The organism is Fulvivirga ulvae, from assembly GCF_021389975.1.
GTDB lineage: Bacteria > Bacteroidota > Bacteroidia > Cytophagales > Cyclobacteriaceae > Fulvivirga > Fulvivirga ulvae.
The window spans coordinates 2,260,078-2,285,646 of sequence record NZ_CP089981.1 but is presented as its reverse complement, the minus strand read 5'-3'; the positions used below and the strand labels follow the sequence as shown (position 1 = coordinate 2,285,646).

Sequence of the window (25,569 nt, the reverse complement as noted above, 5' to 3'; positions counted from 1 at the left end):
TAGAAATATGATGATATGGGACCTTGTATTCAAAAGAAAAGAAGAATAAAAGTAACTTACAACAAGTTTCTAATGTTATAAAAAGAATTATTAACAAATGTTTAATAGCTCCTATGGAGGAAATCATCAAGATTAAGGAAACATGCCTGTATATCAAAGACCTGGAAGCTGCCAGAGATTTTTATCACAATAAGCTTGGTCTGGAAGTAATTCATTACGATCGTGGCAGACACGTTTTTTTTAGAGCAGGTTCGTCCGTTTTGCTTTGCTTTAATCCGGACGATAGTAAATATAAAGATTCTCCGCCACCACATTATGCAGAAGGTAATCAGCACTACGCTTTTGAGGTCAGCAGAGAAAACTATGAAACTGTAAAGGAAAAAATCAAAGCACTAAATATAGAGATCATAGACAAACTGGTATGGAAAAGCGGCCAGGAGTCTTTTTACTTTAATGATCACGAAGGAAATGTGCTGGAATTTGTTCCTGAGGGCGTTTGGGGTTAGTCGAATGCTAATCCACCCACTGGTTTTTTCTTTGTTTTAAATTCTGATGTTACTGCGTTAGCCTCTTCGGCAGCCACCGCCTTTGTGAAGATTTTTTTAAACCAGAATTCATAATCTTTAAAAAGAATACAATCCGACATTAGTATCGATTCTGTCTGAATTTTAATAACCACATCGATATTCAACCAGTTTTTAATAGACGTTTTTTGGTCTTCCGGTAACTCACTTATCCGAACATATTCAATGCCACGGTATATTTTCGCTTCTATCATCCTGACGCTCTAAAATGTGTAATATTAATAACACTTATAATGAATAAGTAACCACTTTCATACGGCTAAAACAGGTTATATCTGAATATACAATAAATTGCTCTAAATCCATCTCTCCAATTGATTTTTTTACCCTCTGCATAGGTACGTCCATAATAAGAAATACCTACTTCATAAATGCGTATACCTTTCACCTTTGCGAGCCGGGCCGTCACCTCAGGCTCAAACCCAAACCGTCTTTCCTTCAACTTTAAACCCTGGGCTGTCTTTGTTTCGATCAGCTTATAACAGGTCTCCATATCAGTGAGGTTCAAGTTAGTAAACATATTGGAGAGAAACGTTAAGATTTTATTACCAATAGAATGCCAAAAGAATAAGATCCTATGAGGATTTCCTCCAAGAAAACGGCTGCCATAAACTACATCAGCAACACCATTAACAATCGGCTTCAGCAAAAGGTTATACTCATCAGGATCATACTCCAAATCTGCATCCTGTATAATGAGATATTCGCCGGTAGCCTCCTTTATTCCACGATGAAGCGCAGCGCCCTTTCCCATATTTCTTTCCTGAGCATAGTATTGTATATCAAGTCCAAGGTTAGCACTCATGTACTCACGGATTTTTGCTTCACTGTCATCAGTAGAAGCATCATTGACAATTACCACCTCTTTTTTTATATCATATATCAGGCTGACTTCCCTTACTTTATCAAGTATTTTATGAATAGTTCTGCCTTCATTGTATACCGGAATAATTACAGATAATTTAGTTATGATCATCTATCGCTTAAATTTAAGAAGGAAGGTATCCGGATTTTTTAAATGATAAACCTGCTCAAAGCGCTCCGGATATTGTCGAACTACAGGTAGCAAATACCTAATGGTATTGCCATAAACCTGATCAATGACAATGTAATCAACTTTATATTTTTCCAAGTCCTTAAGCTGCTCTTTGGGATCCTGTGCAAATTTAAACCTTCTTGTATAAGTATCGGCATAAAGGTAAAACAAGGAGGGTTTCCCACAGCTTATCAACACATTTTCCTCCAGATTTCTATCTGCCCATTTTGCTACTTCAAAATAGTTGCGCCACGCCGTGGAATAAGGGGTTTTTGCCTGATCATGAATGGCTTTAAGGGGTTTCACATAAAGCACTGCCAAAAGTAATAACCAGTAAGGCGACACCATTTTTTTTAGCGAAAGCCATTTACGGAATTGCAACATAATGTTGTACAACCCATACATGAATCCGAGAATAAATAATGGAACTACCGGCACAATAAACCTCACCCCGATCCACACATCAGGCCATATCATTAAGATGGCTAACGTACCTAAGATGTACCCGAGAATCAACCAGCGAAACTTTGGCAGCATGAAAACTCCGTAAAAGAACAAAACAACTATAAACAAGCCTAAAAACCACTCTGAACTATTATATGATCCCCCATACTGTACCTGTTTTAAGGGAAAAATGGCGCTCGGGATTTCCAAGGTAACATACCTTGAAAAATTATTAAAGAACCTATTAACAAAATCACCAAAATCTGCCTGCCCTAATGCAGGCTGATAGGGATTAATCATGCCAAGCTGTCTCATATAAGAGCCCCCACCTAACTTTTGACTACGAATAAACCATGGCAAAACTCCTGCCGCAAAGGAAATAGAGAATACCAAGATAGATTTCCACCTTTTATGAAAAATAAAAAATAAAAAATAGCCCCCCAGTAGGGCAACGCCCAGTGAACGTATATAATAAGATATGATTAGTGTTGTAATACATAAAATCAAATAAGGATTTCTCCACGATCTTTTCTCATAATCTATTTTCATAAATGCCCAAAGCGACAGAATGCTAAAAAAGAAAAATGGTATTTCAGACATCATAACAGATGAATACCAAAGCAGATGGGAATTGATGAGTGTCAAAAAGGTTACAATGAAGGCAAAAACCTCATTGTCCGTGATCTTATTTACTAACTTGTAGAGAACCCAAACACCCATCATAAAAAATATACCGTTAAGTATTTTTAAAGGGGTGATGGCTTTTGTAAATAATAACACGACACTTATAATAGCAGGGTAACCCGGAGGATAATGGTTATTTGATGTTTGTTTAACATAGTTAATATCGGTATAGCCCTTGCCCAACGACAGCGACTTGCCTAATATGTAGTAGTTGGCATTATCACCCAATAGAGCAAGTTTAGAATCGAAGGTATAGACATAAGCCACAATGAAGGAAACAGCCAGTATGGCAAGATATAAAAACCTTCTTGAGCCAATGTCCTTTTTTATTTTTTGCTGAGACATATGTTTTTATTAGAAACGGTAAATATAGAAATTTATAAAAATGTAAAGGATACGACTTCCTGTAAACTTATTTTATAATGACCTTTATAGTGCATATTTCTGCTCTGAAAAAACACTTAGATCATGAAAATCGTATTATACATAATAAGTCTCACCGTGCTTTCATCAGGGCTTAGCTGCAGTCAGTCTACGGATTCTGTTACATTAGAGCACGCAGAGAAACCGTATGAAAATGAACAGTTTAGCAATTACTGGTATTCAGGAAAAGCTGAGGTAGCTTCATATATTTTAAAACAATCGAGGTATGGAGAAATCCATGACGGAAAAGCCGTACTGATTTTTGTAACAGAACCATTCTCCAAATCCAAACAGGTAAAACTGGATAACCCGGAACAGGCCGGAGATGACAAGATAACAGTAATGAAACTGAATTTCACCAAAAAGTTTACTACAGGTATTTATCCTTATTCTATGATGCTGTCCTCCTTTACGCCTGTTGACAGCTACAACCAACCCAAAACGCTTAAGGTGACGATGTCCAGCCAGGAGTGGTGTGGGCAGGTGTATAGCCAAATGAACCTGGAGCGCAGGAAGTATGCCCTTAAGTCATTTTCATATTTTGAAAAAGAAGGTGACCAGGAATTGTCAATAGAAGCTGCCCTGCTTGAGGATGAGCTATGGAACCAGATACGCCTAAATTATAAAGCACTGCCGATTGGCGAAATAAAGATCATTCCCGGGCTTTTCCACACACGTCTTATGCATAAAAACCTTAAACCCCTGCTGGCAACAGCTACATTAAATGAAGAAGCCGAACAAATTACCTATCAGGTTAAATATCCTGAGAGGAGCTTGTCTATTACTTTTGATAAGAACTTTCCCTACCAGATACAGTCCTGGGAAGAAACTTACAGCGGAATGGGAGGTAAGGAGCTAACTACTTCCGCCACGCTTGACAAAACTTTGCATATCGACTACTGGTCAAAAAACAGTGTATCGGACAAATATCTTCGTGATGCCCTGAACCTGAAATAGATACTTTTTCAACCCTTCTAATTATTCTTACGTTTCGTTTATTTTAGAAGATACGAACGAATAATTGTTACACTATGCTAAAAAACCAATCTGAGCTATTTTCTCTCCCAAAAGATCATATTTACCTGAACTGTGCATATATGTCACCTCTATTGAAGAGTGTGGAAGAAGCAGGCATCAAAGGTATCCGCGGAAAGAGCAACCCTACATCCATATCTCCATCTGATTTCTTTAAAGATACCGAATTACTCAGAAAAGAATTTGGAAAACTTATAGGTACAACCGAATATAACCGTATTGTAATTATCCCCTCTGTTTCTTACGGAACCTCCACTGTAGCCAAAAATGTGCAGTTAGAAAAGAATCAGAACATCATAGTGATGGGGGAACAGTTCCCAAGTAACTATTATCCATGGAAAAGTCTTACCGACAAAGCAGGGGCAGAATTACGAACCATACATGCTCCAAAACTAACAGAAGGAAGAGGCGAGGCATGGAATGAGAAAATAATAGCTTCCATTGATGAAAACACCAAACTTGTGGCCATGGCGCATGTACACTGGGCGGACGGCACTTTATATGACTTGAAAGCTATAAGGAAAAAAACCCGTGAAGTTGGTGCATTACTGATCATAGATGGCACTCAATCTGTGGGTGCACTTCCTTTTAACACTGGAGAAATTCAGCCCGATGCTTTGATCTGCGCTGGCTATAAATGGCTATTCGGACCTTACTCCATCGGCATGGCGTATTACGGAGAAGCCTTTGATAATGGCGATCCTCTTGAAGAAAACTGGATTAACCGCGCAAAGAGCGAAGATTTTGCAGGACTGGTAAATTATCAGGATGATTACCAACCCGGAGCTTTGAGGTACGAGGTTGGGGAACATAGCAATTTTATCCTGGTGCCCATGATGCTGCAAGCGCTGCGGCAGATCAATGACTGGGGCCCTGAAAATATTCAGAACTATTGCCATAACATCACCAGAGATGCACTTGCCCGGTTGAAAGGAACTGCGTATACCGTAGAGGATGATCAGTACAGGGCTCAGCACCTATTCGGCATCAGGGCTACAAAAGGGCTTGATACCAACAGGTTAAAGGAGCTTACGGCCCGTGACAATATTCATGTATCTGTTCGGGGAGACGCAGTAAGAGTGGCCCCGCATGTGTATAATAGCGAACAGGAAGTGAACCTCCTAATAGATAGAATATTGGAACTTTGATGTTATTGGGTTTCCCCGCTTTCCCTTTTTAACAGGCCTATACCGGAAGAAAAAAAGATGAGGCCCAAAATGGCGAGTGCCCAAGGACTGAGAGCAACGAGGTTGCTCCCAAAAATACCCAAAACACCTAATACCAAGCCAATGATTCCTGCTATTACAAGTATGATAGCCAATGTCTTGATCATGATATAATTCTTGTTGATGTGATTTTTAGCGATCAATTTTCGTTCCTTTACCGGAATATGGCGTGAAAAGCAATAAAATTGCCTTTATTTTGTAAAAGTTCGCGGTTTTAATAGCTAAATTAGGTATAGCTTTTACCATATGCGGGGTGTTTCTTCTACATAATTAACCTGATAATGAATAGATTGATATTGCTACTTGTTTTGGTCTGCTTTACATTGACATCCTATGCGCAGGAAAAGAAATACATGTTCGTTTTTCTGAACAGTAACCCAGACAAAGAAGTACTATCTGAACAAGCCGTTGACAGCTTACAAAAGAGGCACATGGCCAATATCCAGCGCCTTGCAGCCGAAGACAAGTTGACTGTTGCTGGGCCGTTTGAAGGAGGCGGAGGTATCTTCATATTGAATACCAACGATATTACGAAAGCCAGGGAGTGGATATATACTGACCCGGCTATAAAAGCGAACAGATACAAAATAGAGATTCTTCCATGGACTCCCCGGTCAGGTGGGGTTTGTAAGGTGAATGAAGATGTTAAAATGGTCTTTTATACCTTCATCAGGTATCAAACACATATTACTAAGTTTAACGTACAGCAAGCTCCTGAGTGGTTTCTCAAGCATGACCAATATCTTAACAACATAACTAAAACCGGCAATGTGATCTCTGAAGGTGTGTTTGACAATGATGACGGGAGTATTCTGATCATGAAAGGAGAGGTTGAGCCGGAGGTGATAATGTCTGATCCCGCAGTAAAAAATGGTATCCTTCAACCTGAAATCAAAACAATATGGGTAGGACAGGGCTCTTTTTGTGAAAGTTAGTCAGGTAAGCTTCTTTTATTTATAATCATGCTTTGAAATGAAAACAATCAAGTGGTCTTTGGTAATTGTCTTGTTAATATGTGCTGTGTACTTTCTGGGACCAAAGGTAGAGTCTCCTCAATTTAATAAAGAGTTGCCGGAAGTTGCCAATGACCTGCACAGTCTTGAAAAGCAAATACAAAAACATGAGGAGGAAACTCCGAACATAAAGCCGGACAATGAATCCCGCATAATCTGGGCGGACTCTGCCTATCAAAAAACACCTTACAGCATCGTATACCTCCACGGCTTTTCTGCAAGCCAGGGCGAAGGTGCGCCACTACATCTGGAGATCGCCAGGCGCTATGGCTGCAACTTGTATCTGCCCCGGCTCTACGGGCATGGTGTTGCCGATGAGGAACCAATGATTGACCTTACCGCCGAAAAGCTTATGAATTCCGCCAAGGAAGCCATAGCCATTGGCAAACAGCTTGGCGAGAAACTAATTATACTGGCTACCTCCACAGGTGGCACCTTTGCACTTTACCTTGCAGAGGATGACGCTGACATTGCCGGGCTACTGCTCTACTCACCAAACATAAAAATCTACGACCCTAACTCCTGGCTGTTGGACGAACCCTGGGGATTGCAACTAGCCAGGCTCGTAAAAGGCAGTAATTATAACCGTTGGGAGATTGACCCTGAAAGAGAGAAGTATTGGACCAATGGATACAGGTTAGAAGCCCTTACACATCTGGAAGAGCTTATTGAGGAGACAATGAATGAAGAAACTTTCGCTTCGGTAACTCAGCCAGTATTTTTAGGATATTATTATAAAAATGACAGCGCACAGGATCATACGGTATTAGTACCCGCAATGCTGGAGATGTATGACCAGCTCGGGACCCCTGAATCTCTAAAAAGAAAAGTAGCTTTTCCAAATGTCAATCATCACGTGATAGGATCATACCTTACCTCAGAAGATCTGGAGTCTGTCAGACAGGAAACTTTTAGATACATTGAGGAGGTGCTGAAGCTAAAGTCTGTAGATACTGTTGAATAGTGTGATATATTCCGCCCCACACCCCAACGACTTGTAGGAAAATTCTACAATTTTAAAATTAATGTCTTTATCTCTAATACTTTTAATTGGCTGTAAATCAGAATATTAAGTTTAGTATGCAGCTCTGGCACGGTTCTGAAAGAGTAGTTTATCAAACAATTTTAAATTTTAACCAACCAATTAAATAGTAAACAAATATGAAAACGTTAATTAGAACCATAGCTGCTTCAATGATCATCGCTGGAACTGCAGCATTCAGTACATCTGCCGTAGCACAAGTAGAACAGCAAGATAAAATGGAGCAAAAGCAGGATGAGAAAGTTGAGATCAGAATGACTGAAGTTCCATCTCCTGTTTCTGAGGCAATCTCTTCTGATTATGCTGACTGGAAAGCTTCTAAAGTATATAAGGTAACTGACCCAAAAACAAGAAAAACGGTTTATGAAGTACACTTCACAAGCCCTCAGGGAGTTACTGAAAAGAAAAAGTTCAGCGCTGAAGGCGATGAAATTGATGGATAATATCCTCTAAAGTAACACTTTTCGCAAGAAGAGGCCTCTTCAAAACCCCGGGATATCAAAATAAAACTTGTGGTTTTGATCAGGCCTCTTTCTTTATGATCTTACGAAGTTATTCTCTTTACTTCAGGTCGAGTAGCCAATCTGAATGCCCAAATCGTTTCCACTCAACTTTTGCCAGATCTACACTTTCATCATAAAGCGGCTGTTGTTCCCTGCCATTCAAACTTACTTTGCCCACCGCGTAGATAGCTACTTCCGGATAGCCTTTGGCAGCATAATCTTCCTTTAATATCTGTACAAACTGCCAGCACATGTCCGGTCGGCTTGCTATAGCTTTAGATTGCTTATAGGTCAGGTATTTATTCGGGTTTACTTTCCATTCCCGGCCGGTTTTTGGGTCTGCCACCTTAAAAAAAACATAACCAGATTTAACCCTGAGCATCATGTGCCAGGAAAGCCTGTGCCCCTCCTCTGTCCAGTGTACATTGCCAGGGTACAGCCAGTGGCGCAATGGCAGTAGGATTTGCATTACAAAATATATCCCCACTATATAAACCCACGCGATTCTTGGTTTATAGGTATTGAGATATTCAGGTATGGATTTTCTTTTGAAGAAAATTCTTCTGATAACTTCAGGTTCAAAGAAAAACACACCGAGGGCTATACCCATATATGGAAATACTCCAACCTGGAAAATAATTGAGTTGAACAGGTGAAAAAATATGGAGGCAATAAAGGCATATTTTCTGGTTCTCTTCCAAATCAGGCCCGGGGCGATTAAAAGGTCAAACATTATACCTCCGTATGCTATGGTGTGTTGAAACCAGTCTTTGGTCAGAAGTGGGCCTACGAGGAAGTAATCGCTTTTATAGTCAAACCAAATGCTAATGGGTTTGGCAGCTATCCAATCCGGGTACATCTTGGCCACCGAAGCATAGATATATACGATAGTAGTTTGAATCGCAAATAACCATAGACACCACTGGGGACAGGTAAGGCTTTTTTTCTCCGGATGCCGTTTGGCATCTATTGAGGCATAGCGGTGCGCCGGAACAAGGCACATCAACATACACATCAATACCAGAAGATAATAATGGTTGTTGTAGTTGGTCTTTTGCATGAAATATACGCCTGACCACATAATGGCATAGGTGCCAATGCCCAGCCGGTAGTAAAACCCAAACATGACCATTAAACCGGCTATACCCATAATGATATAGTAAATATACATTCCATAGCCAGACAGGGGCTGTAGCCATGAAAAGTCAATAAAGGGAAATGTATATTGCGGTTCGATAAAAGCCCTTCGGACCCAACCGGTAAGAATAGCTCCCCAGGCTTCTAAAAAGATCAATAGTCCAAACACTATTCTGAAAAGGATAAGCGGACTATTATCAACCGGACGAAATAACTTTTGCGTAAGCGTCATACCTTTCTTGCTTTGTTAACCTGAAAATCAAAAACATCTGGCCGTTGATAATGGCCGCTCACATCCAGTGTCATTTGTTCCTTAATGCGGTCGGAGAGATCTATTTCAGCCGCCACCAGGCCTTCTTTATCGTATAATGGAGGTGTTATATACTCTCCACGTGGGTCTATGATGCAGCTTCCTCCGTTAAGCACAAGTTTATCCGGGTCATTGGCTAGCTCCGTGGGCAGGGTTAGTTCCGGAGGAAATTCGAAAGCCTTCATTATCTGACCGGCAGCCAGCACAAAGCAACGGCCCTCAAAGGCATACTGTCTGCTCGCAATAAGGTGTTTGTCATGTACGGTAGGCCATGCTGCAATGTGAATATCTTCAGCCTCATCGTGCAATGCCTGACGTGTCAGAGGCATCCAGTGCTCCCAGCACACTAAAGCACCCACCTTCCCAACAGATGTCTCTGCTACCTGTAGCCCATGTCCGTCACCCGGGCCGTAGATCATTCGCTCAGTATATGTCGGCACAAGTTTTCTATGGTGATTGGCCAACCTGCCTTTTTCATCAAAGGTCAGCAGCGTGTTGTAAACTGTACCACTGGCCCTGCCCTTTCTAATTATCTCATTGACTCCAATTACAATGGCCATTCCATGCTTTTGAGCCAGAGCAGCGATTTGTCCGGTTTCTTTACCGGGTACTTCGATGCTGCTTTGCCTTAGCTTAAGGTAAGCTTCTTTGGTAGCTGCATTGTTCCATTTGGCTATTTCAGGGCAATGGTCAAGCCAGACCGGATAGCCTGACAGCCATGTTTCTCCAAATACAAGCAGTTTAATTTTTTCCGCCGAGGCCTGATCCACGATCTGCTCCAGGCGCTTCAGGCTCTTCTCAAGATCAAGGTGGTGAGCGGCATATTGTGCGATGCCTACTTTTTGCAAGGTCATATTTTCAACAATAGCAGTGTTGGTGTTGCTTAACCGGGTGAAGATAAAAAAAGCCATCCAGAAAGGGTATCCGGATGGCTGATTAAATAATTGTTATTCTTCATCAAAATTTAATGCCCAGGTCCAGGGCAAGGTAATCATTCTTCAATGTGATGTCATCATCCAGCCTTACATGGTCACCTACAGTGTTCAGCAAGCCCCTACTGTAAGAAAAGCCACCAAATACAATGGTATTCACCCCTACTTTGTATTCAAGGCCAACGCCAATCAGTAATGACGAATCAAAAAGCTTAAAGTCCTCTACATAATAGTACCGGTCCTTTTTTGGATCATCTTTTACATTTACCTCCATAGTAGCACCCATCTGGAAATATATTCTCTTATCCAGGGCCACTTCATTGGTAAAAAGCTTCAGTGTAACAGGTATTTGAATGTATTGCAGCGAATACTCCTCAACCTCTGTACCCAATGGCTGCTTTGCTTTTAGGCCTGCTCTTTTGGAGACCAACAACAATCCCGTACTTACAAAATAATTCTCGGTAAGCTGAAAATCGGCTATAGGACCCGCCACAAAGCGTAGGCCAGCCCCATCGGTACTCAATGAAACTGTATCTGATTTGGAATCTATTCTGTTTGTTGAAATAGTTGGGCTAAATTTGAAGCCAAGCTTAAACTGGGAAAAGCCAGTGGAAGCAACAAACATGAATATGATCAGTAACAGAAATTTTCTCATCAATGTATAATTTTTAGTTATTTAGCATGTTCAATAGTTGAAATCATTAACGACAAATTAAGCGAATAGTTTGATCATGAAAAAAAGCCTTTGTCTATTATTAATACCTGCATTTTTCATCCTATACCTGTCATCGTGTGGTAATAACAGTAACGAATGCGTCTACCAACCTGATATAAGTGACATAAAAATAAACATAGAAATAGAGCGGCTGGAAGGTGATCTTCTAAGTGTGGAAAGCAAAACAGAGCTCAGGGTTTTTTTAAAGGATAATCCGGTTGTAACGGAGATTTTTCTTAAAAGAAACCAGTACCCGGATGACTCAATAATGATGGAAGCGCTATTTAAAAGATTTAAAAATCCGCATATAGATACTTTGAAAAGCGAAATAGACAGGGTATTTGGTGATTTAAGTGCCCTGAAGGCGGATATCACAACGGCATTCACCAACTTAAAATATTACTACCCTGATTTTGAGGCTCCTAAAATACAAACCGTTGCCACAGGGCTGGATCACGATCTTTTTGTTTCGGATTCACTGATCATTATTGGCCTTGATTATTACCTTGGCGACAGTGCAAAATACAGACCACTGGGCCTCTACAGCTATATGCTGGAAAGGTACAGGCCTCAATATATTACCCCATCCATCATGCTACTCTATGGGATATCACCGATGTTCAACAAAACGGATGTTTCTGACAAAACCATACTTGCAGATATGATAGGCTATGGCAAGTCTTTCTATTTTGCGAAACACATGATGCCATGCACGCCAGACAGTGTGCTGATTTGGTATTCCAATGAAGAAATTGAAGGAGCAAAGGAAAATCAGGACATTATCTGGGCGCATTTTCTTGAAAATCAGCTGCTTTACGAAACCAATCACATGGTCAAAAAGAAATATATAGACGAGCGACCCAAAACCTTTGAAATTGGGGAGAAGGCTCCGGGGCGGATCGCAACCTGGCTAGGGTGGCAGATCGTTAGACAGTATATGGAAGAAAATGAAGGCATAACGATGCAGGGACTAATGCAGGAGCCTAACGCCAGAAAAATCTTTGACGATTCCGGCTACCGGCCTGAGCGGAGATAAAGTTTTACATTTCTTTGAAGGGATCCTGACCTTTATTAAGTTCGGCAGCGCTCATGGCCAGATCAACGTCTGATATTTCCACATTTACCACACCATGGTGAAATGAGGAAATACGGGCTCCGGTCGGATAAGTTTGCCAACCGTCCCAGCTAAACCTCATACCTCCGAGTGGTATTATTTTTACCCAAAGCTTCCATGCTACAGGCAGCCCCTCCTCGTTGAGAAACCACAAGTAGCTGTCTCCGGGTGTAACTCCTCCGGAAGTATATTGTACAAGCAATGCATCGCCATGCTCTGTTTTTACAATACTCCTTTTAGTGCCGGGGTCTTTAACTTTGAAAGGAGCAGCCAGCCAGAACGAGTCATTGGCAAAGTACTCCCATGCCGTTTGCAATGCATTTTTCGCCTCTTTTCCGGACAACAGCGTTTCCTTCTCATACGCTTTTCCCGATTGATCTGTGGTATTTAACAATACCCGCATATTGTCCCATTTCACCTCAACAAGGTTCCTGCTTTTATCCCATATAAAATCATGGCCTCTATAAAACGACCATTTGACAGCTACTGTACTATCCCAGGCATCATAGTTAACTGCTGCCAGCATTTTATCAGCCAATTGCTCAGCCACAGGGCCTTCATTGCCTTCTGGCAGTGGCTCATCATACCATTTGTAGAGTATAAAGCCCACAATGGCAAGAACGGATAACAGAATAATTGATTTTTTAAGCATACAATTGAAGTTGCCTTACAAGATGGCAATTATTTAGATAAATTAGAAAATCTCCTTTCCGGATTATTAAGCCCCTCTTCAATAACAAAGACTTCGGGGAAGAAAGAAAGATCATGCAAAAAAAGTTTTCCGGAGACAGAAATGGGCTGCCGGCAGGCGACCGGCAGCTAATAATTTTTCTTAGATCCTTGCCTGATAGGTATAAAGTTGATGGTATCTGCCCTCTTTGGCGATCAACTCATCGTGCTTACCTTGTTCTACTATCTCACCTTTTTCAATAACAAGTATTTGGTCCGCCTGTCTGATGGTGCTCAGTCGGTGGGCAATCACAAAGGTGGTGCGGCCCTGCATCAGGTCTTTTAAACTTTCCTGTATGTAAGCCTCACTTTCCATATCAAGGTTTGATGTTGCTTCGTCAAGTATCAGTACCCTTGGGTCTGCCAATATAGCCCGTGCAATGGCAATGCGCTGTTGCTGGCCGCCGGAGAGCTTTACACCCCGTTCACCAATAAGGGTATCCAATCCATGCTCAAATCTATCCGTAAACTCATCAACGTGAGCGGCCTTTACGGCATTTAACAATTGATCTTCGGTTGCATTCGGACGGGGAAAAAGGATATTATCACGAATCGAGCCTTCAAATAAAAAATCGTTTTGCAAAACCACTCCCAACTGGCTTCTAAAACTCTCCAGTTTAACCTTACTTAAATCAACACCATCTACAGTAACCATACCTCCCAAAGGTGTAAGAAAGGATGCAGCCAATCCGGCAATAGTGGTTTTACCAGAGCCTGATGTACCTACAAGGGCAGTCACTGAACCAGACGGGGCTTTAAAATTTATATTGCTGATCACCTCCTTGCCCTCTTCATAAGCAAAGGACACGTTGTTAAAAACAATCTCTCCCTTTATGTGGTCAACCCGCTCGGTGCGAGAAACTTCATCATCTTCAAGTGGAGTGTTCAGGATCTCTTCAGTTCGATCAAGCCCGGCAAAAGCTTCGGTGAGCTGGCTTCCTATATTGCTCATCTGCACAATAGGGGCGATCATAAAACCGAGATATAATGTAAAGGCCAGAAAATCTCCAAAAGAAAGATCATTATTCATGATCATGTATCCGCCAATACCCATAATACCGGTGGAAGCGAGACCCAGTAAAAATGTGGCCGAGCTGGTCACAAGACTGGTAGAGGTAAGACTTTTTTTAACATTCAGAAAAAGTTTGTTAACTCCGGCTTCAAAGGTTTTTATCTCCTGCTCCTCAGCATTAAACCCTTTGATTACGCGAACACCTCCAAGCGTTTCAGTTAATCGACCTGTTACTTCCGCGTTGATTACTCCCCGCTCTCTGAAGATCGGCCTGATGTAGCCAAAAGCTTTCAAGGAAATAACCCCGAAGATAGCTACGGGTACCAGTACGTACAACGTCATCATGGGGCTGATACTAATTAGCAAAACCAGGCATATAGCAGAAGTAAGGATTCCACCAAACAGCTGGGCAAGACCTGTCCCCACAATATTCCTTACGCCCTCTACATCGGTCATTATACGAGATACCAACTCTCCGGTCTTGGTATTGTCAAAAAATCGAATAGGCAGTTTAATAATATGCCGCTGAACCTTGGCCCTGAGCTTTGCAATCAGATTTTGTGCCTCTACACTCAATATTTGGGTCAATGCAAAGGAGGTAACAGCCTGTATGAGTACCGCTCCCGCAACAGCCAAAAGGAGCATTTTCAGCATTTGCATATCATTATTGGGAATAACCTCATCCATAAGGTATTTACTGGCCCCAGGCAAAATAAGCCCTGCCAGCCTGCTGATTACAATCAGGACCAGGCCGATAAGTACATGCTTTCTTCGTGGCCACACGATAGTTTTAAAAACGTGGGCTATGGTAACTTTCGATTTGCTCATGAATATGATTGGGTAGTTAGTTTGACTTTTCTACTAACGTAATTAGAGGAATTTGTTTGCCTATTTACTCAGGATATTTTAAGCCGGAAGAACTCCAACCCGCAGAGTGCACTGATCTTGTAATTTGCCTTAATCATTTCCGCCCTTATTGGAATTATCATTACTATTTCATTATTTATATGCATGAAAAAAGTCTATTGCTTTATGCAAACAATACCTTTTCATATAACTTACTAAACCTTAAGCTGTTATACATGTTCCTTCAAAAATTTGCCAAACAATTTGGATGGGGACTTCTTGTCATCGCCTTACTATTGGCCCTTTCTCTTATTGTGATTATCATACTCTTTCATAGTGGGACCTTTGAGCTACAAGATACTCAACAGGAGGCGCTCTATCTCCGCTATGCCAATGCAACTTTTGGCATTTCAACATTACTATTATTGACCCTTCTGATCGGTTCATTCATACGCCTCGTGATACATTTTGTATTTATTTCCGGGAAACACTGGTTTTCCAGGGTTTTTGCCGTGGGCTTTATTACGTTAATCTATTTTAAGGGAATATATGCCCTGTTTGTGGTTCCCGCTAATAGCATTATTGATGTCTCCCGTTACTTTTTCGAAAACGGCTTTGCTCAACAGCAACAGTATTATAACCAAAGTACCACTTTTTTTAATCCTGATGATCAATATTCCACTGGCTATAACCACGGGTATGAAGATGGTTATAAAGATGGTTCAGCTAAAACTGAGCAGCACTCTGCCCAGATATCCAACGCAGTTACTGATGTGGTAAAGAAAACAAACCAATCGTTTTTTAGTACGCTGTTGTCGCTGTCGCGCGAATGGAGTCAGCGGTTCATGACCGGAGTTGAACGCTTTTTCAGAATGGTATTTAATGCGGATAATATTCGATCCATGCTAATCGGTTTGCTGTTAATGGCAGCTTTTGGTTTTTTAAGCGACAAATACCTGGTGGCTGACAGTGGTGAGGCACTAAAGCAAATGATTTATAAAGAGCGTCTCAATATTATTTTTGCCGGTATATTTATTCTTGGTTCATTTTTAAGTATTTCGGCCATCATTGCTATACCTGAATTGCAGAAAGGAACATCTACTGATGGTATAAGCGAAGATGACTTTAAAAGAGAAATTGAAGAAATATATAAAGTAAATAACTCACTGGGCCAGGACGTTGACTTTAAAGCCAACACCAGTCCCTTTAATGAGATGCAACAAAGACTGTCCAGAGTTGAAGCTAATTTATCATTTGTGCGCTCATATTCAGATAACAAAGATGACTTCATTATCCCAAGGCAAGATGTGCTCAATTATTTAAAAAATTTACAGCACGATATCAAAGAGGTAACGAAAGCCTATGGAAGGGAAACAGGGGAAATGAATGATGTAAAAGAGAGCTTTGATGCCGAAATTGAGCAGAAAAAGAACACTTACGTTCAGCAGTATGCTTATAATATGTACTTGAGGGCCGTTGGCAATGAGCGCGGAGAGCTGTTTGTAAGGCTGTTAAGTCTATACGAATACTTTATTTCAGCCTATAAGCAGTCTTTCCAACGAAATGTTCAAATATTCCGCACTCTAGACAAGAAGAACCAGGCCCAACTGGCCTCCATGAATTTGTTTATTGACAACCTCGAAAATTCCATGGCTGATTCCCTCATCCTTTCTTCCGAATACCGGGCAGCGCCATTTTCCGGTTTTGAGTCAGTAGATATCAACTGGAAATTCGAAGATTATTTTGGAGGGGTCACTTTAGATGATGAATCCGGCTCCGGAAGCCTTTTCCATTGGCTGGCACAATGGCTGGTAGATGCGCGCTCTGATGAAATGGTGTTAATTGCAGGTATGCTTGGGTTTGGACTCCTTGGTGCCGGGATAGCATCGCTCATAAGAAACAGGGAAGTAACAGATCAGGGCATGTTCAAAAAGAATATTACGGGTGTTATTATCGGAGGTGTATCGGCCTCACTGGTGATTTTTCTAAGTGCTAAGGGAGGCCTTGCCATTCTTAGCTCGCAGGATATTCAGCTTAATCCCTACACGCTGCTTTTTCTTTGTCTGGTAGGCTCTGTTTTCAGCGAAGTAATATGGGAAAAGGCTTATAATTATATTAAAAGTGACAGTAACACGAGCGAGACAACTCCTGCCATTAACAAAAGCAGTACAGGGAATAGTGATAGCACTGATATGAATAAAAATCCTCCGACAGAAGATGTATAAAAACTACCATCTCTTCCTTATAAAATTTGAAAGAGATGGTAATCATATCATTAAAGGTTTTACAGATGCTTCACTGCCATATATATCAGGAGAACTACAACCCCTATACCTATGAACAGAAGTGCGTCTCCATTTAGTATTTTGTTAAACTTTTTCATTGGTTCCGGATCGGTATGAATCGTGTTGGTTTATTATTTCGATCAAAAGCTCACATCATCTGCGCTAGGTCCGTAACTCCCCGGAATAGGGAGGTCCAACAATCTCAGGTATACACCCAATTGCGCCCTGTGGTGTACTATCTGGCAGTACACCATTCTTAAAACCTCCGCCTTGGTTTCTGTGGAGTATACCTGGTTTCCTTCCCGTAAGGTCCAGTTTTCGGTAAGCTGTTGTTCTTGTGCCTGCTCCAGATGATTTTTACCCTCATTTAGTTTTTGCTCAAAGAAAGTCATAAGTTCTGCCGTGTTATTAACAGGAGGTGCTATGTACGGCACTTCTGCCAAATCCAGTTCATCCGTAGTAAGTGTGGTGGTAATCCACCCCGGAAGCTCGGCAATATGGGCCACCAGCTTTTGCATAGTCATGCTTTTAGGATGGGGCTGCCATTGAAATTTCTCATCAGGCACTCTTTCAAACATTTTTCGGGTGGTTTGGGCTTCTTTCTCCAACTCTGATAAAAGCATCTTAATCGTTGTCATGGGTTTTTCTATTTTGTTTTACACAAAGAAAAACCCGTGAGGTGACAGCCCTATGTCAGTAATAATTTTGACAGGAAATATTTTTTAAAATTGTTGACCTTTGTGCCGTAGGTCAGGTATAACATCAAGGCCAGATTTCTGAATATGTAGAGGCAGGAATTTAAATAGAGATAACAGGTCTATTCAGGAATTTATTTACCGTATTTCTGTTATCTTGTAATAGCTCATGGAAAATTCAAAATCAAGAAAATATATATTCGTTTGCACTGCCAAAGACTGCAAAAAGAACGGAAGCAAGAAACTTGAAAAGCAACTAACAGGGAAGATTAAGGACAGCAGCTTGAAGTCATCTGTGGAAGTAATAAAAACAAAGTGTATGGGCCATTGCAAGAAAGGCCCAAACGTGATTGCCAATAACTGCCTTTATCATAAGGTAAAAGAAAACGACCTTGACGGGCTACTTGCCAATAGCAGGTTAACCGACGCTTTCAGCGGTACATGAAGATATTATATTTCTCCTCCTCCGGATTCGAGCCCTGTCTCTGTTCCATTGTTTTCTAACTTGGCAATTTCCTGATCGATGGTCCATAAACCGATACCTTCTTCACCAATGATGTCAAACAGTTCTACAGCACGGCGAGCCAGGGTTTCTTCTTCACGCTGCTCCGTCACGAACCACTGAAGGAAATTAAAGGTTGTAAAATCTTTGGAGTTAAAGCAGTGCTCAACCAGCTCGTTAATGGATTTGGTTACTGCTATTTCATGAGCCAATATATCTTCAAAAACCTCCCTCAGCGAACCAAACTCATGTTTAATATTGGTAATTTCAGGCTGCATTGCATGTCCTCCGGCATTGTTGATATAGGCAAATAGCTTCAGCATGTGCTGCCTTTCTTCCTCGGAATGGTTGTATAAAAACTGTGCCGACTTGATGTATCCGCGTGTGTCACACCAAGATGCCATAGACAAATAGCTGGCCGAAGAAAGACCCTCCATCAAAATCTGCTTGTTCAGCTTTTTCTCGGTTTCTTCACTTAACGACCTCTTTGAAGTAATAAATTGTTTAGCCATAGTTCAATTATGTTTCTTTACTAAATATAGTTATAAATCTATAGTTAATAATACTGTAAATCCTCATGTTTGTTTGCTTAGAGGTTAATTTATAATCATTTCAATTAGCGGCTATGTACCAACTGCGTATTAACTTTTCAGGCTTTTGTAGTTGATCGTGACTTTTGGTGTGTTTAAAGAAAAAAATTGTCAAAATTCTACCAATCAACCATAAATTTGACTTCGTTTTATCAACCTTAATATGAAAAAGATAATCATACGCTTCAGCTATATGTTGCTGATCTCCATAACTTTACTTTCCTGCGATGAAGATGTTGAAAGCCCACCGCTGGCGGTAGAAAGTCAAATAATAGATTTGGTTAACGAACACCGAAAAACCATTGGAAAGCCTGAACTTGAAATGCTCAGTTACATCTCATATGAGTGTCGTGTACACAGCAAAAACATGGCGCAGGGGGCAGTTTCTTTTGGACATGATGGCTTTGGGGAGCGGGTAGAACGAATTAAGAGCAATACTGGTGGTGGCGGAGCAAGTGGTGAAAATGTGGCTTATGGCTATAATTCAGCCAAGCAGGTGATGGAAGGCTGGCTCAACAGCTCCGGCCATAGGGCAAATATTGAAGGTAACTTCTCACACATAGGTATTGGGGCATACCAGCATAACAATGGCCCGGTCTACTACACGCAAATTTTTATAAAGAAGTAATATAGCATGCATCTAATTAAACAAGCCGGCTTAATGGGAGTGATATGCCTATGCCTTTTTGTTCAGCAAGTAACAGCACAAAATGCAGAAATAGGCACCGGTTTAGGCTTTGGTACGCAGATCAAAGCTGTATCGTATAACTTCCGAGCTTTTTATGCACTTAAAAATGGTATAAAAATCGGCCCGGAAATCCACTTCTCGTTCAAAAACAATGGATCAGATGAGTTTATGGATTACGCCCTTAGCCGAAAGGAGTACAGCATTCAGGCCAAATATGAGTTAAAAGCACTTGATCTGGTTGACCATACCACATTTTATCCCATTATTGGCCTAAGCCTGATCAACCTGAAATTTAGTGGAGAGTCAAATTTTTCTGACAGTCCTCTTTTTGAAGTGGATGATGAACGCGACTTGTTTATAGGGGCATATGGTGGATTAGGCGGTGTATATGAACTCTCAAAGAAACTAATGCTCTTTGGGGAGATCCGCTATCATATCAGCAAAGAGCCGCAAACTCTTATTGCTGTGGGAATTGTTTATCCGCTAAACCTCCCTTTCTAGGGAAAGGCTTCTGTTTTCCCAAATTACATTAAAATCAAGGCCGGGAACGCCTCCACTCTGACTGTTGGCATCTAATGGAGAGTGAAGGGCATTCCGGCGGTGTATTCTCAAATATCTAATAGGATACTCAAGGTTTTGGAAATACACTCAAACGACGGCCCTGACTTATTTTTTAGTTATTATATGATCAGAAACCAGGGTTGATGCTGCCACAGCCATCCCAATAAGGCATAGTATGCCAGCCCTTGCATATGGCCTCCACCTTGGTGTCAAGGCAGCACGTTGTGTTGTTGGTAAGTGGTGGTAAAGTGCCTCCGCAGGCAATCACTCCAGTACAGCCTATTACCAGGGTTCCTCCGCCTTTAACTGTATGCTCTTCGCCATTCTCCATCGAAGTAACGAAGCTTTTTACTTTCAGATCGTTTAGGTTAAACTTCTTTTTCATGGTTCATTTACTTAATTGATCCTTACTCTTATTAGCTTTTCAGGTTCCGCTTATGAGTTAGTGAACACAAAATCAAAGAGGTTACTATCAGTGGTGAAATTTTTTTAATATCCGGCGAACTATTATTAGCTACAGGTGATTAAATTTGCATCGTTTTTTTAGACAGTTAATGTCGATCTATCGTAAAGTTCAGGCTATCGAACGGGTGTTCGCGAGCCTGGAGAGGGAGGTGGCTACCTTTCAGGATGCCACAGGAATGAAATGTCTGAGTGGGTGTGGTTTATGTTGTAAAAAACCTGATATAGCCGCAACTCCGTTAGAATTCCTTCCATTGGCCTACCAGTTGTACAAAGACGGTCAGGCTTATAAGTGGTTTGAAGAGTTACGCTCCGAACCGGAAGTATCTATTTGTAAAGCTTTCCGTCCGTTTGTGAGTGAAGGGGACAGGGGCTTTTGCGGGCAGTATAAAGACCGGGGACTCATCTGCAGGCTTTTTGGTTACTCTGCCATGCTTGATAAACAGGGAATCCCACAGCTTGTTACCTGCAAAACCATTAAAACAGAATTTCCCGACGCACATTCAGTTGCAGTAAAGCATATAGCCGAAAAGCAACCTGTGCCTGTTATGCGCAACTTTTATTTTCAGCTTCGTGCGATTGATGCGGACCTGGGCCAGACCTTAATGCCCATCAATAAAGCGATAGAAGAAGCTATAAAAGTGGTATTAAGCTATTATTCGTACAGGCAACGCAGGGGAGCATAGTGATTATTGTTCAATAGATTCGGCTGTAAAAGAAATAAGGTTTTCTCCTTCCGTATCGAACATTATTCTTATTGGATTACAGCACACTTCGCAATCTTCAATATAATCCTGATGAGGAACAGAGATATCGAGTAGCATCGAAATCTGTTCCCCACAATAGGGACATGTAAAATAATACTCCAAAGTAAGCATCTTAAAGGGTAACAACTCCCATACCCATAAAGTTGTAGGTACCATTCCATATCAGGCAACATCGCTGAGCGTCTCAGATGGGGTGGCAAAGTAGCTGTTGTAAATATAATTTTTTCATTAGCTTAGTTGCTTCAACTTTAAAACACCCTATAAAAATGCGAGCGCTATTCTTCCTGGTTTTCCTTGTAATTTCTGGTAGCTTCTCTATCGCCCAGACCCACAACGTTTATGAGATCTCTTTTGATAATGCCGTTCATCACGAAGCTACCATAAAAGCCAAGTTTAGCGGATTGGAAAATAAAGTGCTTGAGCTGCGAATGAGTCGTACCTCTCCGGGAAGGTATGCTCTCCATGAGTTTGCCAAAAACGTGTATAACGTAAAAGCCACTGACAGCAAAGGAAAAAGCCTGCTCGTAACCAGGCCAAACCCGTATCAGTGGAATGTTTCCGGGCATGATGGCACTGTTGTAGTCACTTACACCCTTTACGGAAACAGGGGAGATGGTACTTATACACAAATAGATGAAACCCATGCCCACCTCAATATTCCGGCTACTTTTATGTATGCACCACGCCTGGCGCTAAGACCCATAAAAGTAACGTTCAAAGTACGCGAAGACCTGAACTGGAAAGTGGCAACGCAACTTAAGCATCTTGAAAAAAATACTTACTATGCTCCTGATTTGCATTATTTCATGGATAGCCCTACAGAAATAAGCAATTACTCCCTACGCGAATTTACAGAAACATCAAACGGCAAAACGTATACCATTCGTTTTGTTTTACATCATAAAGGGAGTGATGCGGACCTTGATACTTATGTGGCCAAGGTAAAAAAGATTGTGGAGCAGGAAAAAGCTGTATTTGGGGAGCTTCCTGATTTTGATTTTGGCACCTATACTTTTCTGGCGTGCTATCTTGCCAATGTTTCCGGTGACGGCATGGAGCATAGAAACTCAACCATTTTAACTGATGTGGAAGGACTGGCAGAAGGAGGAATGGAAAACAACATCGGTACAGTATCGCATGAGTATTTTCATGCCTGGAATGTGGAGCGGATAAGGCCTCTGCCTCTTGAACCTTTCGATTATACAGCAGCCAATATGTCTGGCGAGCTTTGGTTTGCAGAAGGTTTTACCAGCTACTACACCAACCTGATCCTATGCAGGGCCGGCATCATTACTCCCGAGGCTTATGTGGAGGGCTTGTCCGGCACACTGAATTATGTCTGGAATTCTCCCGCTCTAAAATATTTTAATCCTATTGAAATGAGCTATCAGGCGCCGTTTGTAGATGCTGCCCGCTCAGTTGATCCTGTTAACTGGACAAACACCTTTGTTTCCTATTATTCGTATGGCAGTGTACTTGGCCTGGCACTCGACCTCTCTTTGAGAAACTATAAAAAGGATTTAACGCTCGATGGTTATATGCAATTGGTCTGGAAGAAGTATGGAAAGACCGAAATACCCTATACGGTAAAAGACCTTGAAAATACACTGGCCGAATATGCCGGAGAAGACTTTGCCACGAACTTTTTCACTAAGTACATTTATCAAAGCAATATGCCTGAATACCAGTCACTTTTGAGTACTGTAGGCGTGAACTTTGAAAAAGCCAAACCAGGTTCGTCTTATCTTGGGGCTTATGTAAGATTGGAGGAAGGAAAAACCATTGTAGTAAGCAACCCACATCAGGGAAGCCCACTATATAAAGCCGGTATTGAAAACGGTGACCGAATAGTATCGATTGGCGACTACATCATGTCGGATACTACTAATATTTCGGATGTACTTGTGGAACTTGGGGTAAATAACACTGTAACCGTAGTTTACGAAAGAAATGATGAGAAGAAGGAGACAATTATGGAGATGGAGAGCGACCCCGCTTATAAAACAACCCTTCTGGAGTTACAGGACAAGAAGCTTAGCAAAGCGCAGAAAGAAAGCAGAGAGCGCTGGCTTGGAAAAAAATAAAGGTCAAGCCAAATTTTTAGTTTTTCAGGTTTTACCGTTAAATACTGTTAATCAGTAATTTCAATAACTATTTTAAAACAATTAGAAATTACGCACGTTTTTATACCAACAATCACTACAATTGGATGATCAGGTATTCAGGGAACTGGATACCTGATTTTCATTTTAGGATCAATCTGAAAAACCTGTAGAACTATTTGGGGTCAAGTGTAAAACCTGTGGAGTGAGTGAATCCGGAAAAGTAAGCCCATCAAGGTAACGTTACCAAGTGAAACAAGATAAAACTGCGCTTACTGCTATTTTATCCTATTTTGCCAACTGCTTTTGCCTATTGCTATTCACTACTGTTCGTCAAACATAGAGGTAAAATGTTGGAGTCTCCCCAGAAATTCTGCTTGATCCACATCTTGTTACTGGTTTGCCAACGGCTTTTGCTGATTGCTGCTAACCGCTGTCCGTCAGACTCTAACGCGAAAAGTTAATGTCTTCCCAAAGATTCGGACTTGTCCCTATCTTATGGCTTCATAAATGAGTCTCATACCGTCCAGGGTAAGGTTAGGCTCCACAGCATCGAACTGATCATGCAAAGGCTCCAATACTTTTGATAAGCCCCCTGTAGCCACAACTTTTAGCTCTGTGGATAACTCCTTCTCTATACGCTCAATCATTTTCTCAACCAAGCCTACATAGCCCCAAAGTATGCCCGATTGTATTGCTGTTGTAGTGTCTGTACCAATTACGGAATCCGGTAATTTCAGCGGGATCTCCTGTAGTTTAACGGCATTGCCAGCCAGGGCTTTCATGGCCGTTTTCAGGCCGGGAGCAATGTTAACTCCCTTTATTTTTTTATTAGCAATAATGATAAAGGTCAGGGCCGTACCAAAATCCACTACCATGCAGTCACCATTGAACTTGTGGTAAGCCGCTGTAGCATCTGCAACCAGGTCAGTTCCTATTTGTTCTGGCCGAAGGATCTCCAGCGGCAGATGTGGATAACTTTGTGGGCCAATGATGTAAGGAGTGACACCAAACTTTTGCTGCAACTGCTTGGTAAGTATTGGGGTGAAGAACGGCACCACGCTGCTGATAACAATGTCCTTTATCTCTCCGGGTTCTTTTACGTGCTTGTTTAAGGAATGATAGAGTTTGCCCTGGGCCTCATCCTTAGTATCAATTCTCCATACTTCTTGCCATTGCCCTTCACTATAAAGGCCAAAAACAACATTGGTGTTTCCTATATCTGCTGCTAATAACATATCAACTATTAATATCGTGGATCAAACGGGCATATCCAAGAGAATTCTCTTCGTCAAAGAATATTGGGCTGGTTTTACTTTCAAAAATTTCCCTGGTAGTCTTCTCTAGGTTCATTTCAGCAGACGGCCCGAATGCCTCAAAAGCTAGTGACCAGTAGGTTTTATCTATAATCTCTATTTTTGACAGTTCCACCTCACAGCCCTCCTCTATTCGCTCGTCCATTTCGATACGATCGGGAAAGCCACCGCCCAGCGTGTACCTCAACATCAGTCTTTCCTTCTTAGCCGGGATCCAGACATCAGGCCTGGCCACCAAGGCACTCCATTCTTCATTACTCACTACCGGAAAACTCCATTTCTCATATTGAGACACCTTACCTACGGCATTGGCGTAATATTGAACACCCATCTCAGCTACCAGACATTTGATCTGGATTTGTCCTTCCCGGAGTTTGATCCCCATGCGGGCATTGTCGGTATTTTTCAAATAGTAATCCGTTCTGAGAGGCTGCCTTAGAGGCTCAAAAAGGTTAAACCAATCAGACACTGCTTCGGGAAGGGATTCATTAAAAAACCAACGCACTTCGGTAGATGAAAACATGAAATATTAACAGTTAAATGTTTATGTAGTTTAAGGAAATAGGGACTCTAGTTACGATTTAATGTCCTTTCTGTAAAGTTCCTCTATCTTTTTGAGATCTTCGTCGGGAAGATCAGGATTTTGCAGCAGGCGAAAAGCATCTGCAGGGGTTCTGATGTTATACTTTTCGATTACACTCTCCCGCTTATCCTTTTTTCGCTTCGCCCTGATCATAAAAAACATCACTACCTGAAAGATCAGGACCAATAATACAAACAGCAGCAACCAGTTCACATCAAATTTTTTTAAAAGTT

At 41.4% G+C, this 25,569-nt stretch carries 29 protein-coding genes; 13 read left to right on the top strand and 16 right to left on the bottom strand.

Features of this window, described 5'->3' with window-relative positions; translation table 11 throughout:
• Positions 1-113 precede the first annotated feature (113 nt).
• Positions 114-506 carry a VOC family protein gene (locus LVD17_RS09480; protein WP_233766335.1) on the top strand — a complete coding sequence of 131 codons (393 nt, stop codon included), beginning with the start codon at positions 114-116 and terminating at the stop codon, positions 504-506.
• Here the strand turns inward: LVD17_RS09480 and LVD17_RS09475 are convergent.
• From LVD17_RS09475 to LVD17_RS09465, 3 genes are all read right to left on the bottom strand, one after another.
• Entirely contained in the window at positions 503-778 is a 276-nt protein-coding gene (locus LVD17_RS09475) for a hypothetical protein (protein WP_233766334.1), read from the bottom strand. The genes LVD17_RS09480 and LVD17_RS09475 overlap by 4 nt on opposite strands.
• 65 nt (positions 779-843) lie before the next feature.
• The gene (locus LVD17_RS09470) at positions 844-1,560 is read right to left on the bottom strand and encodes a glycosyltransferase family 2 protein (protein WP_233766333.1); all 717 of its coding nucleotides are present in this window, start codon (positions 1,558-1,560) and stop codon (positions 844-846) included.
• Positions 1,561-3,093 carry an ArnT family glycosyltransferase gene (locus LVD17_RS09465; protein WP_233766331.1) on the bottom strand — a complete coding sequence of 511 codons (1,533 nt, stop codon included), beginning with the start codon at positions 3,091-3,093 and terminating at the stop codon, positions 1,561-1,563. It abuts the gene before it with no gap.
• 123 nt (positions 3,094-3,216) lie between these two features.
• On the opposite strand from LVD17_RS09465, the gene LVD17_RS09460 reads away from it, so the two are divergent.
• A complete protein-coding gene (locus LVD17_RS09460; RefSeq protein ID WP_233766329.1) occupies positions 3,217-4,128 on the top strand; it encodes a hypothetical protein in 912 nt (303 codons plus the stop codon).
• A gap of 140 nt (positions 4,129-4,268) precedes the next feature.
• Positions 4,269-5,354 carry an aminotransferase class V-fold PLP-dependent enzyme gene (locus LVD17_RS09455; RefSeq protein ID WP_233766328.1) on the top strand — a complete coding sequence of 362 codons (1,086 nt, stop codon included), beginning with the start codon at positions 4,269-4,271 and terminating at the stop codon, positions 5,352-5,354.
• Between the two features lie 2 nt (positions 5,355-5,356).
• Here LVD17_RS09455 and LVD17_RS09450 read toward each other — a convergent pair whose 3' ends face one another.
• The gene (locus LVD17_RS09450; RefSeq protein ID WP_155176672.1) at positions 5,357-5,539 is read right to left on the bottom strand and encodes a hypothetical protein; all 183 of its coding nucleotides are present in this window, start codon (positions 5,537-5,539) and stop codon (positions 5,357-5,359) included.
• A gap of 174 nt (positions 5,540-5,713) precedes the next feature.
• Between LVD17_RS09450 and LVD17_RS09445 the strand changes: the two genes are divergently transcribed.
• From LVD17_RS09445 to LVD17_RS09435, 3 genes are all read left to right on the top strand, one after another.
• Positions 5,714-6,367 (top strand): YciI family protein, encoded by a 654-nt coding sequence (locus tag LVD17_RS09445; protein WP_233766327.1) that lies wholly within the window; start codon positions 5,714-5,716, stop codon positions 6,365-6,367.
• 37 nt (positions 6,368-6,404) lie between these two features.
• Positions 6,405-7,409: an alpha/beta hydrolase gene (locus tag LVD17_RS09440; protein ID WP_233766326.1), complete on the top strand. Its 1,005-nt coding sequence runs from the start codon at positions 6,405-6,407 to the stop codon at positions 7,407-7,409.
• A 197-nt stretch (positions 7,410-7,606) separates the two neighbouring features.
• Positions 7,607-7,930 (top strand): hypothetical protein, encoded by a 324-nt coding sequence (locus tag LVD17_RS09435; protein WP_233766325.1) that lies wholly within the window; start codon positions 7,607-7,609, stop codon positions 7,928-7,930.
• 118 nt (positions 7,931-8,048) lie between these two features.
• Here the strand turns inward: LVD17_RS09435 and LVD17_RS09430 are convergent, their stop codons facing one another.
• The 3 genes from LVD17_RS09430 to LVD17_RS09420 are packed head-to-tail and all read right to left on the bottom strand — an operon-like array spanning position 8,049 to position 11,024.
• Positions 8,049-9,359, bottom strand: a complete 1,311-nt coding sequence (locus tag LVD17_RS09430) for an HTTM domain-containing protein (protein WP_233766324.1) — start codon at positions 9,357-9,359, stop codon at positions 8,049-8,051.
• Positions 9,356-10,348, bottom strand: coding sequence for a carbon-nitrogen hydrolase family protein (locus LVD17_RS09425; RefSeq protein WP_233766323.1), 993 nt, complete (start codon positions 10,346-10,348; stop codon positions 9,356-9,358). Before LVD17_RS09425 ends, LVD17_RS09430 begins: the two co-directional genes overlap by 4 nt.
• A 46-nt stretch (positions 10,349-10,394) precedes the next feature.
• Positions 10,395-11,024 carry a porin family protein gene (locus tag LVD17_RS09420; protein ID WP_233766322.1) on the bottom strand — a complete coding sequence of 210 codons (630 nt, stop codon included), beginning with the start codon at positions 11,022-11,024 and terminating at the stop codon, positions 10,395-10,397.
• Between the two features lie 76 nt (positions 11,025-11,100).
• Here LVD17_RS09420 and gldB point away from each other — a divergent pair, with 76 nt between their 5' ends.
• Complete coding sequence (gene gldB / locus LVD17_RS09415) at positions 11,101-12,120, top strand: gliding motility lipoprotein GldB (RefSeq protein WP_233766320.1); 1,020 nt, start codon at positions 11,101-11,103, stop codon at positions 12,118-12,120.
• 4 nt (positions 12,121-12,124) lie between these two features.
• On the opposite strand, the gene LVD17_RS09410 is transcribed toward gldB, so the two are convergent.
• Both LVD17_RS09410 and LVD17_RS09405 read right to left on the bottom strand, forming a co-directional pair.
• Entirely contained in the window at positions 12,125-12,850 is a 726-nt protein-coding gene (locus tag LVD17_RS09410; RefSeq protein WP_233766319.1) for a hypothetical protein, read from the bottom strand.
• A 180-nt stretch (positions 12,851-13,030) separates the two neighbouring features.
• A complete protein-coding gene (locus tag LVD17_RS09405; RefSeq protein ID WP_233766317.1) occupies positions 13,031-14,767 on the bottom strand; it encodes an ABC transporter ATP-binding protein in 1,737 nt (578 codons plus the stop codon).
• A 254-nt stretch (positions 14,768-15,021) separates the two neighbouring features.
• Between LVD17_RS09405 and LVD17_RS09400 the strand changes: the two genes are divergently transcribed.
• Positions 15,022-17,010, top strand: a complete 1,989-nt coding sequence (locus tag LVD17_RS09400) for a hypothetical protein (protein ID WP_233766315.1) — start codon at positions 15,022-15,024, stop codon at positions 17,008-17,010.
• 200 nt (positions 17,011-17,210) lie between these two features.
• On the opposite strand, the gene LVD17_RS09395 is transcribed toward LVD17_RS09400, so the two are convergent.
• Positions 17,211-17,708, bottom strand: a complete 498-nt coding sequence (locus LVD17_RS09395; protein ID WP_233766314.1) for a DinB family protein — start codon at positions 17,706-17,708, stop codon at positions 17,211-17,213.
• Between the two features lie 226 nt (positions 17,709-17,934).
• Between LVD17_RS09395 and LVD17_RS09390 the strand changes: the two genes are divergently transcribed.
• Positions 17,935-18,210, top strand: a complete 276-nt coding sequence (locus LVD17_RS09390) for a (2Fe-2S) ferredoxin domain-containing protein (protein WP_233766313.1) — start codon at positions 17,935-17,937, stop codon at positions 18,208-18,210.
• Between the two features lie 5 nt (positions 18,211-18,215).
• Here the strand turns inward: LVD17_RS09390 and LVD17_RS09385 are convergent, their stop codons facing one another.
• A complete protein-coding gene (locus tag LVD17_RS09385; protein WP_233766312.1) occupies positions 18,216-18,779 on the bottom strand; it encodes a ferritin in 564 nt (187 codons plus the stop codon).
• 241 nt (positions 18,780-19,020) lie between these two features.
• Here LVD17_RS09385 and LVD17_RS09380 point away from each other — a divergent pair, with 241 nt between their 5' ends.
• Together LVD17_RS09380 and LVD17_RS09375 are read left to right on the top strand one after the other, a co-directional pair.
• Complete coding sequence (locus LVD17_RS09380; RefSeq protein ID WP_233766311.1) at positions 19,021-19,485, top strand: CAP domain-containing protein; 465 nt, start codon at positions 19,021-19,023, stop codon at positions 19,483-19,485.
• Positions 19,486-19,518: 33 nt separating this feature from the next.
• The gene (locus tag LVD17_RS09375) at positions 19,519-20,046 is read left to right on the top strand and encodes a hypothetical protein (RefSeq protein WP_233766309.1); all 528 of its coding nucleotides are present in this window, start codon (positions 19,519-19,521) and stop codon (positions 20,044-20,046) included.
• A 187-nt stretch (positions 20,047-20,233) separates the two neighbouring features.
• Here LVD17_RS09375 and LVD17_RS09370 read toward each other — a convergent pair whose 3' ends face one another.
• Positions 20,234-20,491 carry a pinensin family lanthipeptide gene (locus LVD17_RS09370; protein ID WP_233766307.1) on the bottom strand — a complete coding sequence of 86 codons (258 nt, stop codon included), beginning with the start codon at positions 20,489-20,491 and terminating at the stop codon, positions 20,234-20,236.
• A gap of 169 nt (positions 20,492-20,660) precedes the next feature.
• On the opposite strand from LVD17_RS09370, the gene LVD17_RS09365 reads away from it, so the two are divergent.
• Positions 20,661-21,254 carry a YkgJ family cysteine cluster protein gene (locus LVD17_RS09365; protein WP_233766306.1) on the top strand — a complete coding sequence of 198 codons (594 nt, stop codon included), beginning with the start codon at positions 20,661-20,663 and terminating at the stop codon, positions 21,252-21,254.
• 3 nt (positions 21,255-21,257) lie between these two features.
• Here the strand turns inward: LVD17_RS09365 and LVD17_RS09360 are convergent, their stop codons facing one another.
• Positions 21,258-21,446, bottom strand: a complete 189-nt coding sequence (locus tag LVD17_RS09360) for a CPXCG motif-containing cysteine-rich protein (RefSeq protein WP_255702591.1) — start codon at positions 21,444-21,446, stop codon at positions 21,258-21,260.
• A gap of 155 nt (positions 21,447-21,601) precedes the next feature.
• On the opposite strand from LVD17_RS09360, the gene LVD17_RS09355 reads away from it, so the two are divergent.
• Positions 21,602-23,419, top strand: a complete 1,818-nt coding sequence (locus LVD17_RS09355) for a M61 family metallopeptidase (protein WP_233766304.1) — start codon at positions 21,602-21,604, stop codon at positions 23,417-23,419.
• 509 nt (positions 23,420-23,928) lie between these two features.
• Here LVD17_RS09355 and LVD17_RS09350 read toward each other — a convergent pair.
• Genes LVD17_RS09350 through LVD17_RS09340 form a run of 3 tightly spaced genes read right to left on the bottom strand, consistent with a single transcriptional unit; the run spans position 23,929 to position 25,549 of the window.
• Complete coding sequence (locus LVD17_RS09350; protein ID WP_233766302.1) at positions 23,929-24,675, bottom strand: type III pantothenate kinase; 747 nt, start codon at positions 24,673-24,675, stop codon at positions 23,929-23,931.
• Position 24,676: 1 nt separating this feature from the next.
• Positions 24,677-25,276, bottom strand: coding sequence for a hypothetical protein (locus tag LVD17_RS09345; protein ID WP_233766300.1), 600 nt, complete (start codon positions 25,274-25,276; stop codon positions 24,677-24,679).
• 51 nt (positions 25,277-25,327) lie between these two features.
• The gene (locus LVD17_RS09340) at positions 25,328-25,549 is read right to left on the bottom strand and encodes a hypothetical protein (protein WP_233766298.1); all 222 of its coding nucleotides are present in this window, start codon (positions 25,547-25,549) and stop codon (positions 25,328-25,330) included.
• Positions 25,550-25,569 lie beyond the last annotated feature (20 nt).